Annotated in this window: 11 protein-coding genes; 4 read left to right on the forward strand and 7 right to left on the reverse strand. The window is 69.3% G+C overall.

All coding sequences use genetic code 11. The features are described 5' to 3' along the window. Positions 1-132: 132 nt before the first annotated feature. The gene (locus ACZ49B_RS23895) at positions 133-1,248 is read right to left on the reverse strand and encodes an ABC transporter substrate-binding protein (RefSeq protein WP_468309234.1); all 1,116 of its coding nucleotides are present in this window, start codon (positions 1,246-1,248) and stop codon (positions 133-135) included. A 117-nt stretch (positions 1,249-1,365) separates the two neighbouring features. Further along, positions 1,366-2,568 (reverse strand): ROK family transcriptional regulator, encoded by a 1,203-nt coding sequence (locus ACZ49B_RS23900; RefSeq protein WP_365954130.1) that lies wholly within the window; start codon positions 2,566-2,568, stop codon positions 1,366-1,368. A 606-nt stretch (positions 2,569-3,174) separates the two neighbouring features. Here ACZ49B_RS23900 and mgtA point away from each other — a divergent pair. Beyond that, positions 3,175-5,922 (forward strand): magnesium-translocating P-type ATPase, encoded by a 2,748-nt coding sequence (mgtA, locus tag ACZ49B_RS23905; protein WP_468309237.1) that lies wholly within the window; start codon positions 3,175-3,177, stop codon positions 5,920-5,922. Between the two features lie 78 nt (positions 5,923-6,000). Here the strand turns inward: mgtA and ACZ49B_RS23910 are convergent, their stop codons facing one another. The 5 genes from ACZ49B_RS23910 to ACZ49B_RS23930 all read right to left on the reverse strand — a co-directional run bounded on the left by ACZ49B_RS23910 (position 6,001) and on the right by ACZ49B_RS23930 (position 13,594). After that, positions 6,001-6,939: a carbohydrate ABC transporter permease gene (locus ACZ49B_RS23910; protein WP_468309240.1), complete on the reverse strand. Its 939-nt coding sequence runs from the start codon at positions 6,937-6,939 to the stop codon at positions 6,001-6,003. Between the two features lie 13 nt (positions 6,940-6,952). Continuing rightward, the gene (locus tag ACZ49B_RS23915; protein ID WP_468309243.1) at positions 6,953-7,897 is read right to left on the reverse strand and encodes a carbohydrate ABC transporter permease; all 945 of its coding nucleotides are present in this window, start codon (positions 7,895-7,897) and stop codon (positions 6,953-6,955) included. Between the two features lie 22 nt (positions 7,898-7,919). After that, the gene (gene ngcE, locus ACZ49B_RS23920; RefSeq protein WP_468309246.1) at positions 7,920-9,347 is read right to left on the reverse strand and encodes an N-acetylglucosamine/diacetylchitobiose ABC transporter substrate-binding protein; all 1,428 of its coding nucleotides are present in this window, start codon (positions 9,345-9,347) and stop codon (positions 7,920-7,922) included. 304 nt (positions 9,348-9,651) lie between these two features. Then, the gene (acnA, locus tag ACZ49B_RS23925; RefSeq protein WP_468309249.1) at positions 9,652-12,366 is read right to left on the reverse strand and encodes an aconitate hydratase AcnA; all 2,715 of its coding nucleotides are present in this window, start codon (positions 12,364-12,366) and stop codon (positions 9,652-9,654) included. A gap of 199 nt (positions 12,367-12,565) precedes the next feature. Further along, positions 12,566-13,594, reverse strand: a complete 1,029-nt coding sequence (locus ACZ49B_RS23930) for a LacI family DNA-binding transcriptional regulator (RefSeq protein ID WP_468309251.1) — start codon at positions 13,592-13,594, stop codon at positions 12,566-12,568. 104 nt (positions 13,595-13,698) lie between these two features. Here ACZ49B_RS23930 and ACZ49B_RS23935 point away from each other — a divergent pair, with 104 nt between their 5' ends. The 3 genes from ACZ49B_RS23935 to ACZ49B_RS23945 all read left to right on the forward strand — a co-directional run bounded on the left by ACZ49B_RS23935 (position 13,699) and on the right by ACZ49B_RS23945 (position 18,189). Beyond that, complete coding sequence (locus ACZ49B_RS23935; protein ID WP_468309253.1) at positions 13,699-15,621, forward strand: amidohydrolase; 1,923 nt, start codon at positions 13,699-13,701, stop codon at positions 15,619-15,621. A 153-nt stretch (positions 15,622-15,774) separates the two neighbouring features. After that, entirely contained in the window at positions 15,775-17,304 is a 1,530-nt protein-coding gene (locus ACZ49B_RS23940; RefSeq protein ID WP_468309255.1) for a helix-turn-helix domain-containing protein, read from the forward strand. A gap of 207 nt (positions 17,305-17,511) precedes the next feature. Continuing rightward, complete coding sequence (locus ACZ49B_RS23945) at positions 17,512-18,189, forward strand: hypothetical protein (protein ID WP_468309258.1); 678 nt, start codon at positions 17,512-17,514, stop codon at positions 18,187-18,189. The last annotated feature ends 125 nt before the right edge of the window (positions 18,190-18,314 follow it).

The raw sequence follows: 18,314 nt of genomic DNA on the forward strand, positions 1-18,314 counted from the left end.
GCCGCGGGGGCGGGCCTCCGGCCGGCAGGACGCTGGGGCCTCGGCAGGCCCGGGGGGACCTGCCTGCGGCCGGGACCGACCCGCTTCGGGGCCGGGATGGCCTACACGGGGCCTACGCGAGGCCCCGTCGGCCTACTTCAGGCCGAGGGTGGTGCAGGCGGCCGCGTACTTGTCGGTGCAGATCTCGTCGGCCGTGTAGACACCGTCCTTGATGACAGTGTCCTTGATGTTGTTCTTGGTCAGCGAGACGACGGGGACCAGGACCGAGGGGATGCCCTTGTCGGTCGGGCTGTCGACCTTGGAGGTGGTGACGGCGTCGAGCTTCTCGCCCTTGGCGAGCGCGACGGCCATCTTCGCGGCGGCCTCGGCCTCGGGGGCGTACGGCTTGTAGACGCTCATGAACTGCTCGCCCGCGACGATCCGCTGCACACCGGCGAGTTCCGCGTCCTGGCCGGTGACCGGGGGCAGCGGGTCCATGCCGGCCGCCTTGAGGGCGGTGATGATGCCGCCGGCCATGCCGTCGTTGGCCGAGTAGACGCCGACGATCTTGTCCTTGCCGATCGCGGAGATCGCGCCCGCCATGTTGGTGTTGGCGTTCTCCGGCTTCCACTCCTTGGTGTCGTACTCCTTGCCGATGGTCACCTTGCCATCGAGGACGGAGTGCGCACCCTTCTTGAAGAGGGCGGCGTTCGGGTCGGTGACCGACCCGTTCATCATGACGATCTCACCGGCCTTGGCCTTGTCGCCCAGGGCCTCGAGCAGGGCCTTGCCCTGGACCTTGCCGACCTCTTCGTTGTCGAAGGAGGTGTAGGCGTCGATCGGGCCTTCGGCGAGGCGGTCGTAGGCCACGACCGGGATGCCCTTCTCCTTGGCCTTCTTCACCGAGCCGGCGATGGCCTTGGAGTCCACGGCATCGATGACCAGGACGTTCACCTTGTTGGTGATCATCGTGTCGACCTGCGAGTTCTGCGTGGTCGCGTCCTGCTTGGCGTTGGCGTAGACCACTTCGGCCTTGCCGTCGGTGAGTTCGGCGACCTTCTTCTCGAAGAGCGGCTTGTCGAACTTCTCGTAGCGCGCGGTCTGGTTCTCCGGCAGGAGCAGACCGATCTTGATCGCGCCACCCGCGGCGGCGGAGCCGGACTCCTTCGGCTTCTCACCGGCTTCCTTGGCGCTGCCACAGGCGGCAAGGGAAGCGGCCATCGCGGTGGCGGCGACGGCTACGGCGGCTCTACGCATACGCGTGTTCATTTCTTGAACCTCCCTGACGAGGCCGCAACATTGCGGCCGAGGTGGACGTGAGTCAACCTCGGCCGCAGTTTGTCGTCAAGGAGTGAATCCTTAACGAGATGACAACGGTGCCATCCGTTATCTAACTGAAGGCAAGAGCTTGAGGGTCGGCGAACCGGCCAGAAGAGTCGAATCGCCCATCTCGCTCAGCACCAGGGCCAGTGCGCCCAGCACCTCCGCGCGACTGCCCAACGACCCGGTGAGCACGGACAGTTGACGTGCCGCGCTGGGGATCGCGTACCGCCCCACCGACTCGCGTATGGGGGCCAGGATCAGTTCACCGGCCTCCGCCAGCGAACCGCCGAGCACCACGCGGCTCGGATTCAGAACGTTGCACAGGTTCGCGACACCACTACCCACATGGCGGCCCACGTCGGCGATGACCCGGCGGCAGCCCGGGTCACCCTCCCGGGCCAGTTCGACCACCCGCTCCATCGTGAGCTCGGGCCCGTGCGTGCTCTGCAGCAGCGGCAGGACGTACCGGGCCGCGGCGAAGGTCTCCAGGCAGCCGCGGTTGCCGCAGCGGCAGACCGGGCCGGACTCGTCGAGGGTGATGTGCCCGATCTCGCCGGCGGTGCCGCCGGGCCCCCGGTAGATCTGCCCGTTGATCACCAGGCCGGCGCCGACACCGCTGGCGACCTTGATGTACGCGAGGTCCTTGACCCCGCGGCCGCTCCCCCACACCAGCTCCCCGAGCGCTCCGAGGTTGGCGTCGTTGTCCACGTACACGGGCACGCCGAGGCGCTGCGAGAGCTCCTGGCGCGGGTTGATCCCGGCCCAGCCCGGCAGGATCGCGGTGGAGCCGAGGGTCCCGGACTCCACGTCGATGGGGCCGGGGACGCCGAGCCCCACTCCGATGACCTTGTCCAGGCCCACCCCGATGCCCGCGATCAACTCTCCGACCAGGGCTTCCGCCCGGTCGAAGCCGTCCGCCCAGGAGGCGTCCACGTCCAGTGGGGCGGACTCCTCGGCCAGGACCTGGTGGGCGAGGTTGCCGACCGCCACCCGCAGGTGGGTGTGGCCGAAGTCCACGCCGATCACGATGCCCGCGTCACCGCTGAGCGAGACGCTGCGCGCCCGCCGGCCGCCGGCCGAGGTGTCCGTGACCTCGACGGTCCCACCGTCCTTCAGCTCGCGGACGATGTTGGAGACCGTGGCCGCCGACAGTCCGGTGGACCGGGCGATCTCCGCCTGGGTCAGCGAACCCGCGAGCCGCACCGCCCGCACGACCCGTTCGAGATTCGCGCGGTGCAGTGAAGACTGCGATCCGGGAGTCTGCACGACTCATCCACTCCTGCCCATAAGCGACGGCCGACCGTCGCCCCCCGAGCCGGCATCGCGGCTTGGTGCTCCGAGACCCCGGCGTCTCTCCAACTTGTGAACCTTAAGTCGAGCCTTTGGCCCTCCAGACGTCAAGAGGCCGACACAGAACGAATCGGCCACTACCGGTCATAAGTATGAAAGACATCCCTCTAGATCGTGCTACGGTCGCTGAGGCGCCGGTCCTCTGCGGCCATTCCGGCCGGATCGGGCGCCCTGTACTGACGGCGCTACGCAAGGAGGTGTTCGGGATGAGTCCCGATCGAAGTCTTTGCAGCGCTCTCGTCGGCTGACCTTGATCAGCTGATCCTTCCCTGAGTGCGCACGGCCGCGGTACACCGCGGCGCGGCTGCGGCACGCACCGCTGCCTCCGTGCGGTTCTGCATTCCCTTCCTTCTTCTCCCCTCCCTTTCCTTCCGCATGTACCGGCCCTTGCGCCGGACGTGCGTCATCCATGCCCATCGGCGTGCCCGTCGGCGCTTCGCGCCGCCCTGCGCCGACCCGTGATCACTCCACGTGACCGCGCGGCTTCGCGCTGCCCGGACGCAGTGGAGGGAGGTATTCGTCATGACCATGCTCACCCCCCGTACCCCGACCAAGCTCGCACCGCCGGGCAAGGGCCGTCGCGAGCGCAAGGCCGCCGAGCTGGAGTCCCGTACCCGGCTCGCCGGCGAGCGGCTCGCCGCATTCAGCGCCCGCCCCGGCGCCCAGGTCCTGCAGGACCTCTCCGCCACCCGCAACGGCCTCACGCACGCCGAGGCGGCGCTGCGCCTGGAACGGCACGGCGCCAACGTCGTCGCCCACGAGCGCGCCCCGCGCTGGTGGGTCCAGCTCGCGAAGGCGTTCTGGAACCCCTTCATCGCCGTCCTGGTCTTCCTGGCCGCCGTCATGTGGTGGCAGGACCCGGCCGATCCGGGCGTCGTCATCCTCTCCGTGATGGTGGGGATCAGCGGGCTGCTGCGCTTCTGGCAGGAGTTCCGCTCCGGCCGCGCCGCGGACGCACTGAAGAAGCTCGTCACCACCACCTGCGCGGTACAGCGCCGGGCCGGCAGCGGCGCGGGGCCCACCACCCTCGAGCTGCCCATGGACCAGGTGGTCCCGGGCGACGTGGTGAAGCTGGCCGCCGGTGACCTGATCCCGGCCGACCTGCGGCTGATCACCTCCAAGGACCTGATGGTCGGCCAGGCCGCGCTGTCCGGCGAGTCCCTGCCGGTGGCCAAGGCCGACGCTCCCCCTCGCTCCGTCGGGGGGACCCCCGGCCTCGAGGACCTCGGGCAGTTCGAGACCACCGACCCCGTCGAGGCGGACAACCTGGTCCTCATGGGGACGTCGGTCACCTCCGGCACCGCCACCGGCGTGGTCGTCGCCACCGGCGCCGACACCTACTTCGGCTCGATGGCCGGCTCGCTGGTCGGCGAGCGCCCGCAGACCAACTTCGACAACGGCGTGCGCAAGGTCAGCTTCCTGCTGATCCGCTTCATGCTGGTCATGGTCCCGGTCGTGTTCGCGATCAACGGCCTCACCAAGGGCGACTGGGACGAGGCCTTCCTCTTCGGCATCGCCGTCGCGGTCGGCCTGACCCCCGAGATGCTGCCCATGGTCGTCTCCGCCAACCTGGCGCGCGGCGCGGTCGCCATGTCCAAGCGCAAGGTCGTCGTCAAGCGCCTCAACGCGATCCAGAACCTCGGCGCGATGGACGTGCTCTGCACGGACAAGACCGGCACCCTCACCGAGGACCGCATCGTCCTGGACCGCTACCTGGACGTGCACGGCAACGAGGACAACGAGGTCCTGGAGTACGGCTACCTCAACTCCCACTTCCAGACCGGACTGAAGAACCTGATGGACCAGGCGGTCATCAGCCGGGTCGACGAGGCCGAGGAGGTTGTCGTCGACGCACGGTTCTCGATGGTCGACGAGATCCCCTTCGACTTCGCCCGCCGGCGGATGTCCGTGGTGCTGGGCCGCAACAGCGTCCTCGGCGACCTCGGCCGCCCCGAGCACGTGATGATCACTAAGGGTGCGGTGGAGGAGGTCCTGGACCTCTGCACCCACATGACGGACCGCGGCCGGAAGGTCGAACTCACCGAACAGCTGCGCCGGCACGTCACCCGCATCGCCGAGCACAACAACCGCCAGGGCCTGCGCGTCCTCGCCGTCGCCACCCGCACGATGAGCAGCCCGCGCGACACGTACGGCGTCGCTGACGAGGAGCAGCTGACCCTGGTCGGCTTCCTCGCCTTCCTCGACCCGCCGAAGGCCGACGCCGCCCGGGCCCTGCAGGGCCTGGCCGACAAGGGCATCGCGGTCAAGGTCGTCACCGGCGACAACGACCTCGTCGCCGCCCGGGTCTGCACCGACGTCGGCATCGACGTCGGGCACGTGGTGCTCGGCACCGAGATCGACGCGCTCGACGACGCGGCACTGCGCGCGCTGGCCGCCCGTACGACGGTCTTCGCCAAGGTCAACCCGGTTCAGAAGGCCCGGATCGTGCGGGCCCTGCAGGCCGACGGCCACACCGTCGGCTTCCTCGGGGACGGCATCAACGACGCCGCCGCGCTGCGCGACGCCGATGTCGGCATCTCCGTCGACACCGCGGTCGACATCGCGAAGGAGTCGGCCGACATCATCCTGCTGGAGAAGGACCTGACCGTCCTGGAGCAGGGCGTGATCCAGGGCCGGACCACCTTCGGCAACACGATCAAGTACGTCAAGATGACGGCGTCGTCGAACTTCGGCAACGTCTTCTCGGTCCTGGTGGCGAGCGCGTTCATCCCGTTCCAGCCGATGCTCGCGATCATGCTGCTGGTGCAGAACCTGGTCTACGACATCGCGCAGCTGGCGACGCCGTGGGACCGGATGGACGAGGAGTACCTGCGCAAGCCCCGCAACTGGGACGCCAAGGGCATCGGCCGGTTCATGGTCTGCATCGGCCCGATCAGCTCGATCTTCGACATCGCGATGTTCGTGATCATGTGGAACGTGTTCGGGGCCGACAGCGAGGCGCACCAGGCGCTCTTCCAGTCCGGCTGGTTCATCGAGGGCCTCCTCTCGCAGACCCTGATCGTGCACATGATCCGTACGCGGAAGATCCCCTTCATCCAGTCCCGGGCGTCCTGGCCGGTGATGGTGATGACCGTCCTCGCGGTGCTGACCGGGCTGTACCTGCCCTTCTCGCCGCTGGCCGGGTCGCTGGGCTTCGTGCCCCTGCCGGCGGGCTACTTCCCGTGGCTGGTCGGCGTACTGCTGGCGTACTGCACGCTCACGCAGCTGCTGAAGACCCTGTACATCCGCAGGTTCGGCACCTGGCTGTAAGGCCGGGCACCCGGCCGCCGCCCTGTGGTGTCCGGCGGCCGGGGGCGATCGGCGTCGCCCCCGGCCGCCGCCGCCCCGCTACTTGAGGGTGGCGGAGGTCAGGCCGGCCTGGATCTGGCGCTGGAAGGACAGGTAGACCACCAGCATCGGGATCATCGCGATGGTCACGCCGGCGAACAGCACCGGCAGGTCCGTCTCGTACCCCATCTGGTACTGCAGCTGGATCAGGCCCTGCGTGAGCATGTAGCGCTCGGGGTCCGATCCGGTCTGCGGCTGCATCAGCACGGAGGGCAGGATGTACTGGTTCCACTGGCCCAGGACATTGAATATCCCGACGCTGATCAGGCCCGGCTTGGCCATCGGCAGCATCACCTGGAAGAAGATCCGGGTGTCGGAGGCCCCGTCGATCACCGCCGCCTCGTGCACGGCCGTCGGCAGCGTGCGGAAGAACGAGTGCATGAAGAAGACGGTGAACGGCATCGAGTACGCCACGTACACCAGGATCAGACCCTGGTACGTGTTGAGCATGTCCAGGCGCTTGACCATGAAGAACAGCGGGACGAGAGCCAGGAAGACGGGGAACATCGCCCCGCTGACGAAGAAGTAGTAGAAGAGCCGGTTCCCCGGGAAGGGGTAGCGGGCCAGCACGTACGCGGCCATCGAGCCGAGCAGCATGGTCAGCGGCACCGAGAACGCCATCACGATCAGCGTGTGGGCGAAGTAGTCGCCGATGCCCTTGTCCCAGGCCCGGGAGAAGGCGTCGAAGTGCCAGTTGGAGGGCCAGCTGAGGGCCGATCCGCCGATCTGGGCGTCGGTCTTGAACGATCCGAGCGCCAGCCAGATCAGGGGCAGGACGATCAGTATCGCCCAGACGGCGAGGAACCCGTGCGAGAAGACGTTCAGCACCATGCCGTCGGAGCCGGTGTTCCCGCCCTCCTTGGATCGGCGGCCGCTGCCGCCGGACCGCTCGGCCGAGGCCTCGCCCGGCGCCTTGATCACTGTGGATTCTGCAGTCATCGGGGAACTCCTCTCAGAACTCGATGCGTTCGCGGCGGGTGGCGCGCAGCGTGACGACGGAGAGGATCATGGTCAGGACGAGCATGACCACGCCCATGGCGCAGGCGTAGCCGCTCTTGCCGAAGTACAGGAAGTTGCGCATCAGCACCGTGGCCATGACCTCGCTGTGGTGGTCGGGTCCGCCGCCGAACTGGCCGGACGTCATGGTCGACACCAGGACGAACATGTCCATCGCGGCGATGCCCAGGTAGACCGCCGAGGTCTGCACGGAGTCCCAGAGCAGGGGCAGCGTGACCTTGAGGAAGGTCTGGGCGCGCCCGGCGCCGTCGAGCAGGGCGGCCTCGTAGATGTCCTTGGGTACGGACTGCATGGCGGCCGAGAAGAGGACCAGGTAGAAGCCGACTCCGTGCCAGACCACCACCAGGAGCAGGCACCACAGGACGAGGTTCGGCTGGTTGAGCCATTCGACGGGGTGGGCCGGGTCGACCAGGCCCAGCTTGGTGAGGAATCCGTTGAGCAGGCCGCCCTCGTCGCTGCGGTACACGGCGCCGAAGAGCACGGCGAGGATGGCCAGCGACAGGACCTGCGGGAAGAAGTAGACGATCTTGTAGACGGAGGAGCCGCGGACGCCCCGCACCCCGCCCGCACCGCTGCGCCCTCCCGCGTTCACCATGAAGGCGAAGAAGAGGGCCAGCAGGATGGTGATGGTCGGGACGAACACCAGGAGCAGCAGGTTGTGCCACAGGGCGCCGCGGAAGACCTCGTCCTTCATCAGCGCGGCGTAGTTGTCCAGGCCGACGAAGTCGAACGTGGGCGACTGTCCGGACCAGTTGGTGAAGGAGTAGCCGAACGTCTGAACGTACGGCCAGATGACGAAAGTCAGGTACAGCGCGAGCGGCAGGAAGAGGAAGCCGGCGATGAAGCCGACCCTTCCCTTGCCCTGGGCTACTTGGCTCATGGTGTCCGTCCCTTGGACGATGTCAGCTGCGGCGGTTGTTCTTGGCGTTCGGGTCCTTGGCAGCCTTGTCTACCGCAGCCTGGGCCCGCTTGATCCATTCCTTTGGCTGGATCCGCTTGGCCATCAGCTCATTGGACGCGTTCTGGATCTCGGTGTCCATCTCGCTGTACCAGTCGGGGTACAGGTAGTTGAAGGTGTTCGAGCCGGCCGTCTTGACGGCGGCGACCGCCGAGGCCGTGCCGGGGCGCAGCTTGACGTTCGGGTCGACGCCGTCCTTGACGACGGTGAGGGAGTTGGCCTGCTGGGCGAAGAGGGTCGACCACTCGCGGGACAGCATCGAGCGGAGGAACTCCAGGCCGCCGGGCTTGTTGGCGGCCTTCTCCGGGACGATGAAGGGCTCGCCCGCGCCGGCCCTGATGGCTTCGAAGGGCAGCTTGCTGTCGGCCAGCGTCGGCACCGGGAGGAACTTCATGTCGAAGTCGTCCGGGGTCTGCTTGAGCTGCTCGTTCTCCAGCCAGGAGCCGGAGGGGATGAAGGCGGCCTTGTACTGGTTCCACGCGGTCTGGGACTCCGTGTGGGTGAGGCCGTTGGTGCCGGCCATCAGCAGGTCCTTCTCGACGACCTCGTACACCGCCTCGACGGCGGCGAGGGCGGCGGGGTTGCCCTCGAAGGCGTTCGGCTCGAGGTTGTCGATCGCCTTCATGGCCTCCAGACCGCCCTTCTTGGCGATCAGGTCCATGATGACGACGTTGATGTAGTACGGGTACTTGCCCTGGTGGGCGAGTCCGCCGATGCCGGCGGCCTTGGCCTTGGTGCAGATGTCGAGGAACTCGTCCCAGGTCTTCGGCTCGGCCCAGCCCTTCTCCTTGAAGAGCTTGCCCGAGTACCAGAAGCCGAACACCGTGTAGACGTAGTAGAGCGCGACGAACTTGCCGCCCTGGGTGCCCTGTTCGACGGTGCCGGGGATGAGCATGTCCCGGACCTTCTTGGCCGGGTCGTCGAGCGAGGGCGCGTCGAGCACCTGGGTGAGCTCGGCGAGCTGGCCGCCCTTGGCGAGGACGTCGATCTTGATCTGCTGGGCGCCGGAGTCGTCGATGACGTCCGGCGGGTTGCCGCCGTTGAAGCGGGGCTGGAGCTTGGCGGCGATCTCCTGGGTGCCCAGGTGGGAGCTGGTGGTGCCCCACTTCTTGTCGAAGGCGGCCTCCCAGGCCTTCGCGTAGTCGTCGCCGAACCCGCCCTTGAAGACGACGACGTCCAGCTTGCCGCCCTTGGCCACGCCGAAGGGGTTCTCCTTGGTCACCGCAGCCTTGTCCGGCCCCTTCGTGGACGTGTCCTCACCCCCGGAGGCGCAGGCGGACAGGAAGCTCATCGTGGGCACCGAGATCAGTCCCAGCGCCACGGAGCGCTTGATCAGGTCACGGCGGCCGATGCCCTCACCAGTGGATCCCATGCTCATGTCCTCGCCTTCGTCAGAAGTGTGAAGGAGGCCGGAAATCGCGACGGTCACCGTGCATACGGACATCACCGCAGGTCCCCGCCATCCCCCGGTCCGGGGCCGCTCGTAACGCGGTGATCCGGACGGGCACAGGTATAGTCCACTTCCTCTCGTGTGAGCAAGATCATGCACACGGTTGTCCGTCAGCTTTTCCGAGTTGAGACCTCCCCGAAACCTGGCCCGGGCCGGGAAAAGCGGAAGGGCCGTACCCCCTTAACGGGGATACGGCCCTTTGGTGCCGCTGGTGCGACTAAGGTGCTCAGCCGCGGATGAGGTTGCGGAGCACGTACTGCATGATGCCGCCGTTGCGGTAGTAGTCCGCCTCACCCGGGGTGTCGATGCGGACGACCGCGTCGAACTCCACACCGGTGTCGGTGGTGACCTTGACCGTGCGCGGGGTGGTGCCGTTGTTCAGCTCCTCCACACCGGTGAAGGAGAAGGTCTCCTCGCCGGTGAGGCCCAGCGCGGCCGCCGAGGCGCCCTCCGGGAACTGCAGGGGCAGGACGCCCATGCCGATCAGGTTCGAGCGGTGGATGCGCTCGTAGGACTCGGCGATGACGGCCTTGACGCCGAGCAGCGCGGTGCCCTTGGCCGCCCAGTCGCGGGACGAGCCCGAGCCGTACTCCTTGCCCGCCAGGATGACGAGCGGGATGCCGGCGGCCTGGTAGTTCTGCGAGGCGTCGTAGATGAACGCGACCGGCGCGCCCTCGACCGTGAAGTCGCGGGTGAAGCCGCCCTCGGTGCCCGGCGCGATCTGGTTGCGCAGGCGGATGTTGGCGAACGTACCGCGGATCATGACCTCGTGGTTGCCTCGGCGGGAACCGTACGAGTTGAAGTCGCGGCGCTCGACGCCGTGCTCGGTGAGGTACTTGCCGGCCGGGGTGTCGGCCTTGATCGCACCGGCCGGGGAGATGTGGTCGGTGGTGACCGAGTCGCCCAGCTTCGCCAGCACGCGCGCGCCGGCGATGTCGGAGACCGGGGTGGTCTCCATCGTCATGCCCTCGAAGTAAGGGGGCTTGCGCACGTAGGTGGACTGCGGGTCCCACTCGAAGGTGTTGCCCGTCGGGATCGACAGCGCCTGCCACTGGGCGTCGCCCGCGAAGACGTCCTGGTAGGACTTGCTGAACATGTCCTCGCCGATGGCGTTCGCCACGACGTCGTTGACCTCGGCCTCGGACGGCCAGATGTCCTGCAGGAAGACCGGCTTGCCCTCGGTGTCGATGCCGATGGCGTCCTTGGTGATGTCCACCTTCATGGAGCCCGCGATGGCGTACGCGACGACCAGCGGCGGGGAGGCCAGGTAGTTCATCTTGACGTCGGGGTTGATCCGGCCCTCGAAGTTGCGGTTGCCGGAGAGCACCGAGGTGACCGCGAGGTCGTGCTCGTTGATCGCCTTCGAGATCTCCTCGTCCAGCGGACCGGAGTTGCCGATGCAGGTGGTGCAGCCGTACCCGACGAGGTTGAAGCCCATCTTGTCCAGGTACGGGGTCAGGCCGGCCTTGTCGAAGTAGTCCGTGACGACCTTCGAGCCCGGGGCCAGGGTGGTCTTGACCCACGGCTTGCGGGCCAGGCCCTTCTCGACCGCCTTCTTGGCCACGAGCGCCGCGGCGACCATGACGTAGGGGTTCGAGGTGTTGGTGCAGGAGGTGATCGCGGCGACGGTGACGGCGCCGTGGTCGATCTCGAAGGAGGTGCCGTCGGCCAGGGTGACCAGCGTCGGGCGGGTCGGCACGCCGTTGGCGGCGGCCGGGGCGTCGGACGCCGGGAAGGACTCCTTGCCGGCCTCCTCGTCGTCGCTGACGTAGTTGCGTACGTCCACCGCGAACTGCTCGGCGGCGTTGGCCAGGACGATGCGGTCCTGCGGGCGCTTCGGGCCGGCGATGGAGGGGACGACCGTGGAGAGGTCGAGCTCCAGCTTCTCGGAGAAGTCCGGCTCGGCGGCCGGGTCCAGCCACAGGCCCTGCTCCTTGGCGTACGCCTCGACGAGCGCGACCTGCTGGGCGTCGCGGCCGGTCAGGCGCAGGTACTTCAGGGTCTCGTCGTCGATCGGGAAGATCGCGGCGGTGGAGCCGAACTCCGGCGACATGTTGCCGATGGTGGCGCGGTTCGCGAGGGAGGTGGCGGCGACGCCCTCACCGTAGAACTCGACGAACTTGCCGACGACACCGTGCTTGCGCAGCATCTCGGTGATGGTCAGCACCAGGTCGGTGGCGGTGGTGCCGGTGGGCAGCTCGCCGGTCAGCTTGAAGCCCACGACGCGCGGGATCAGCATGGAGACCGGCTGGCCGAGCATCGCGGCCTCGGCCTCGATGCCGCCGACGCCCCAGCCCAGCACGCCCAGGCCGTTGACCATGGTGGTGTGCGAGTCGGTGCCGACGAGGGTGTCGGGGTACGCCTGGCCGTTGCGGACCATGACCGTACGGGCCAGGTGCTCGATGTTGACCTGGTGGACGATGCCGGTGCCCGGGGGGACGACCTTGAAGTCGTCGAAGGCGGTCTGGCCCCAGCGCAGGAACTGGTAGCGCTCCTTGTTGCGGCCGTACTCCAGCTCGACGTTCTGCGCGAAGGCGTCCTTCGTGCCGAACTTGTCGGCGATGACCGAGTGGTCGATGACCATCTCGGCGGGCGAGAGCGGGTTGATCTTCGCCGGGTCGCCGCCGAGGGCCTTCACGGCCTCACGCATGGTGGCGAGGTCGACGACGCAGGGGACGCCGGTGAAGTCCTGCATGATCACGCGGGCCGGCGTGAACTGGATCTCCTCGCTGGGCTGGGCCTGCGAGTCCCAGTTGCCGAGCGACCGGATGTGGTCGGCGGTGATGTTCGCGCCGTCCTCGGTGCGGAGCAGGTTCTCCAGCAGCACCTTCAGGCTGTAGGGAAGGCGGGCAGAGCCCTCAACCTTGTCCAGCCGGAAGATCTCGTACGACTCGTCGCCCACCTGCAGCGTGCTGCGGGCGTCGAAGCTGTTCGCCGACACGACAGTCTCCTTCATGCATGAAATTCGCGCGTTTTACCGCAATCCTGCCGCCACGCCCTGTGGCCAATCCGCTAAGGTAAGGCTAAGTTAGGTAATCCTTACCAGCAGGGGCGGCTGCGGTACGCCTTCGGCAGATATCTCGATGTCGAGATAACTCTAGTGCATTGCCGCCCCCTGGTCATGCACGGCATGGGCCAGATCACAGTGGAGGCGTGCCCGGAGCCGCAGGGGAAGACGTACGGGAAGACGTACGTACGGTCAGCGCGGCCGGGACGGTCAGCTGGCCGGGCGGCGCGCCCTGCGGGGACTCCAGCAGGGCGACCAGCGCGGCGACGGCGCTCTCGCCGATCACCTCCGGCCTCAGCGTCACGGTGCTCACCGCCGGATCTCCAGCCGCGTACGAGGGATCCTCGCTCGCGCAGACCAGACGCAGCTCGTCCGGTATCCGCAGCCCGTGCCGGGCCGCGGCGGCCAGCACCTGGCGGCCGCCGGGGTCGTACACGCAGTACACGGCGTCGGGGCGCAGGCGCCCGTGCGCGGCGAACGCGGCGTCGAAGGCGTGCCCGGGGGTGTCCTCGGGGTCGAAGGGGACCACCAGCGCGTCCGCCCCGCGCTCGGCGCACCAGCGGGTGTAGGCCGAGGTGACGGCCTCGGTGTAGTACTCCCGGCCGTACGCGGAGTGCAGCGCGATCCGCCGGGCTCCGGAGGCGGCGAGGTGGTCGAGGACCTCGCGGGTGGTGGCCTCGTGGTCGTTGTCCACCCACACGTCCGCGGGCCGCGGGTCTGGCGGCCGGCCGTCGAAGACCACCGGCAGGCCGCGGGCGCGCAGCGCGCGGAGCACCGGGTCGCCGGCCGGGCTGTCGAGCAGGAGCATCCCGTCGACGGCGAGGGTGTGCCAGAGCGGCTCGGCGCCCCGGTCGGCGGGCAGCACGGTGAGGGCGTAGCCGCGGGCGTGGGCGGCCGCGGTGGCGGCGGTCAGCAGGCGCGAGAAGTACGCGATCTCGACGAAGTTCCAGGCGGAGCCGGCGTACGTGGTGACGGCGAGGCCGAGCGTACGGGTGCGGGGGCCGCGGCCGGCGCTGTAGCCGAGGGCGGCCGCCACCTCGCGGACGCGGCGGCGGGTGGACTCGCCGACGCGGCCGGTGCCGCCCAGCGCGTGCGAGACGGTCGCGGTGGAGACCTCCGCGGCGCGCGCGATGTCGGCGATGGTCGGTCCGGGCCCGGGCACGGGGTCATCGTACGGACGGCGGTGCGGATTTCGTCGGTGGCGGCGGGTTCTGGTTAAGGGGTTAATCAAACAGTGTCCTGGCCACACCAACGTTTGGAGCGGCCATGACCTCTCTTTCTGCTTCGTCCTCTCCCGTCTCCCGGCGGGGCCTTCTCGGGGCCGTCGCCGCGGCGGGCGCGGCCGGGCTGCTGGGCGCGGGGCCCGCGGCCGCGGCCGCCTCCTCCGGCTCCGGCTCCGGCTCCGGGTCGCGCGGTTCGGCCGCCCTGGTGATCCACAACGCCCGGGTGTTCACCGGGACCGGCGGCGGGGCGCCGGTGGAGGCCGTCGCGGTCGGCCGGGACGGGAAGATCCTGGCCACCGGGAGCGGTTCGGCGGTGCGCCGGCACATCGGGCGGGACACCGAGGTCCTCGACGCGCGCGGGAACACCGTGATGAGCGGCATCCACGACGGGCACGTGCACCCGCTGGGCGCCGGCGACCGCTCCTTGCGGCCGTCGCTGGAGGGGGCGGAGACCACCCTGCCCGAGCTCAAGGAGCTGCTGGCCGCCTTCCTCGCCGACACCGGGGGCGCGGGCGCGGAGCCGGACGCCTGGCTGGTGGTGGAGGACTGGAACCCGGTCGGGCTGCTGCCGACGGGGAGCGTGCCGCACCACTCGATGCTGGACGCGCTGGCGACCCGCAGACCCGTCGCGCTGGTCGGCGGCGACGGGCACAACCTCTGGGTGAACCGGCGGGCCCTGGAGATCGCCGGGGTCACGGCGGCCACCCCGGACCCGGTCGGCGGCCGGATCGTGAAGGGCCCGGACGGGCAGCCCACGGGCGTCCTGAAGGACGACGCCCAGGACCTGGTGAAGCGGCACATCCCGGAGCCCTCGCCGGCCGAACTGGTCGCGGCTTGCGCGAAGGTGCTGGAGCTGGCGGCCGCGTCCGGGGTCACCACGATGATGGACGCCCTGGTGGGGCGGCACGAGCTGGAGCTCTACCAGGCCCTGTCGGCGGCGGGGAAGCTGCCGCAGCGGATCGTCCCGGCGATCCGGCTGGACGCCGAGCAGACCAAGGACCCGGCGGCCTCGCTGGCGTACGCGCACGGGCTGCGAAAGGAGTTCGAGGGGGTACGGGGCCTGCGGTTCGGGATGGTCAAGGTGTTCCTGGACGGGGTCATCGAGTACCCGGCGCAGACGGCCGCACTGTTGGAGCCGTACCTGGACGGGAACGGAAAGCCGACGGCGAACCGGGGCGAGCTGTACACCTCGGCGGCGGACTACGGCCGGCTGACGGCGGCGTTCAACAAGGCGGGCTGGCAGCTGCACGCCCACGGACTCGGAGACCGGGCGGTACGGACCGCTTTGGACGGATACGCGTACGCCCGCCGGGTGACCGGGCTGCGGGACGCGCGCAATGCCGTGGCGCATCTGCAGATCGTGGACCCGGCGGACCTGCGGCGCTTCGCGCAGCTGGGTGTCGCGGCCTGCATGCAGCTCCAGTGGGCCGCCGAGGACACCTGGACGATGGAGGCGCTGCTTCCGTACATCGGGCCGGAGCGCCACCGGTGGATGTACCCGGCACGCAGCCTGGAGCGGGCGGGGGCCCGGCTGACCGGCGGCTCGGACTGGCCGGTGGACGCGCTCCAGGTGTGGAACCAGCTGCGGACCGCGATCGACCGGCAGGGCGCATACGGCACGGGCGAGCTGCACCGGGAGTTGGAGGGGCTGGGCCGGACCTCGGTGCTGCGGATGCACACGTCGGGGACGGCGTGGCAGCTGAGGCAGGAGGGGCTGACGGGGACGGTGGAGCAGGGCAAGGCGGCGGACCTGGTGGTGCTGGACCGGGATGTGACCCGCTGTCCGGTGGCCGACATCAGCGGGACCGGCGTACGCATGACCCTGGTCGGCGGCCGGGTGGTCCACGACGCGGACTCGGCGGCGGGCCGCGCCGCGGCAGCCCGGGCGGCCCGGGCGGGATCCGGTCCGCGCCCGGCCTCGTACGCGGCGGTGCACGGCGGCCGGCACCACGCGTGCGGCCACTAGTCGACATAATGAGCTGGATGTCCGTAATCGGAGTGATGTCATGGATGCACCGGGGAGCGGGTGAAAGCGACACTCGGTGCATCTGACGGTCGGTAACACCCGTCTGCCACACCCGAAACAGGAGGCATCTCATATCTGAGATACGGTGCATCCATGGCAGACGACTACCTCGTACGCATCGGCAAGCTCATCCGTGACGCCCGTCAGCACCGGGGCTGGACACAGAGTCAGCTCGCGGACGCACTCGGCACCAGCCAGAGCGCCGTGAACCGGATCGAGCGCGGCAACCAGAACATCAGCCTTGAGATGATCGCCCGAATCGGTGAAGCCCTCGACAGCGAGATCGTCTCCCTGGGCTACGCCGGCCCGATGCATCTGCGGGTCGTCGGCGGCCGCCGGCTGTCCGGCGCCATCGACGTCAAGACGAGCAAGAACGCGTGCGTGGCGCTGCTGTGCGCCTCGCTGCTCAACAAGGGCCGTACGGTCCTGCGGCGGGTCGCCCGCATCGAGGAGGTCTACCGGCTCCTCGAGGTCCTGAACTCCATCGGTGTCCGCACCCGCTGGATCAACGAGGGCGTGGACCTGGAGATCGTCCCGCCGGTCCGCCTCGACATGGACGCCATGGACGCGGACGCGGCCCGCCGCACCCGGAGCATCATCATGTTCCTGGGCCCGCTGCTGCACCGGATGGACCAGTTCCGCCTGCCGTACGCCGGCGGCTGCGACCTCGGCACCCGCACCATCGAGCCGCACATGATCGCCCTGCGCCGCTTCGGCCTGGACATCACCGCGACCGAGGGCATCTACCACGCGAAGGTCGAGGCGGGGGTCTCCCCGGGCCGTCCGATCGTGCTGACCGAACGCGGGGACACGGTCACCGAGAACGCGCTGCTGGCCGCCGCCCGGCACGACGGGGTCACGGTCATCCGCAACGCCTCCTCCAACTACATGGTCCAGGACCTGTGCTTCTTCCTGGAAGCGCTCGGCGTCGAGGTCGAGGGCATCGGCACGACCACCCTCACGGTCCACGGCATCCCGAACATCGACGTGGACGTGGACTACTCCCCCTCCGAGGACCCGGTCGAGGCGATGAGCCTGGTCGCGGCCGCGGTGGTCACGGAGTCGGAGCTGACGATCCGCCGGGTCCCGATCGAGTTCATGGAGATCGAGCTCGCGGTGCTGGAGGAGATGGGCCTCGACCACGACCGCTCGGCGGAGTACACGGCGGACAACAACCGCACCCGCCTGGTCGACCTGACGGTCCGCCCCTCGAAGCTCGAGGCCCCGATCGACAAGATCCACCCGATGCCGTTCCCCGGGCTGAACATCGACAACGTCCCGTTCTTCGCGGCCATCGCGGCCGCCGCCCAGGGCCAGACCCTGATCCACGACTGGGTGTACGACAACCGGGCGATCTACCTGACGGACCTGAACCGCCTCGGCGGCCGCCTCCAACTCCTGGACCCCCACCGCGTCCTGGTCGAGGGCCCGACCCGCTGGCGCGCGGCGGAGATGATGTGCCCGCCGGCCCTGCGCCCGGCGGTGGTCGTCCTCCTGGCCATGATGGCGGCGGAGGGCACCTCGGTCCTGCGCAACGTCTACGTCATCAACCGCGGCTACGAGGAACTGGCGGAACGCCTCAACTCGGTCGGCGCCCAGATCGAAATCTTCCGCGACATCTGATGCGGCGACAGGTCCGGGCCGCCCCCGGTCGGCGCACGCGGGTCCCCCGTGTGGCTTTCCCGGCGGGCGGGGCCGGTGGACGGCCGTGAGGCTGGCTCCGACAACCGTCGCAGGTGACAGGGAGACCAGCATGGAGCAGCTGTCCGGCTCGGCCCGCCGGCCGTCTTGGGGACCACGCGGAAGGCGGCGCTCGCCAGGAGCGGATTGGTGGCCGCGCTCGCGCTGTCGCTGACCGTCGGCGGAACCGTCGGCATGAGCGCGAGCGCGGCAGCCGGCGGGGACAAGGAGAAGGACGAGGCGAGCGTGAGCCGGGAGGCCGTGGTCTTCCACGACCAGCTGCGCAAGCTCTGGGAGGACCACATCACGTGGACCCGGCTGACGATCGTGAGCTTCGCCGCCGACCTGCCGGACCTGGAGCTCACCGAGCAGCGGCTGCTGCGCAATCAGGTCGACCTGGGCAACGCCTTCAAGCCGTACTTCGGCGACGCGGCCGGGAACCAGCTGACCGAGCTCCTGCGGGAGCACATTCTGGGCGCGGTCGCGGTGCTCGAGGCGGCCAAGGCCGGCAACCAGGACCAGCTGGCGGCGGCCGTCGCCGCCTGGTACGAGAACGGGCAGGAGATCGCCGACTTCCTCAGCGCGGCGAACCCGAAGTACTGGCCCCAGGCCGAGATCCGCGCTCTGATGCGCGAGCACCTGGACGCGACGCTCAAGGAGGCGAGCGACCGCCTCGCCGGGAACTTCGCCGCCGACATCGCGGACTACGACGCCGTGCACGACCACATCCTGGTCATGTCCGACTTCCTGTCGTGCGGAGTCATCAAGCGGTTCCCCAAGAAGTTCGGTCTGAGCCAGCACTCCAGGGCGACCGCGCTCTGCCCCTGACCCCGCCTGCCCCTGACCCCGTCCCCCGGGCCCGGGGGGGGGGGGGGGGGGGGGGGGGGGGGGGGGGGGGGGGGGGGGGGGGGGGGGGGGGGGGGGGGGGGGGGGGGGGGGGGGGGGGGGGGGGG

It is taken from the genome of Streptomyces sp. NPDC031132, from assembly GCF_055570595.1.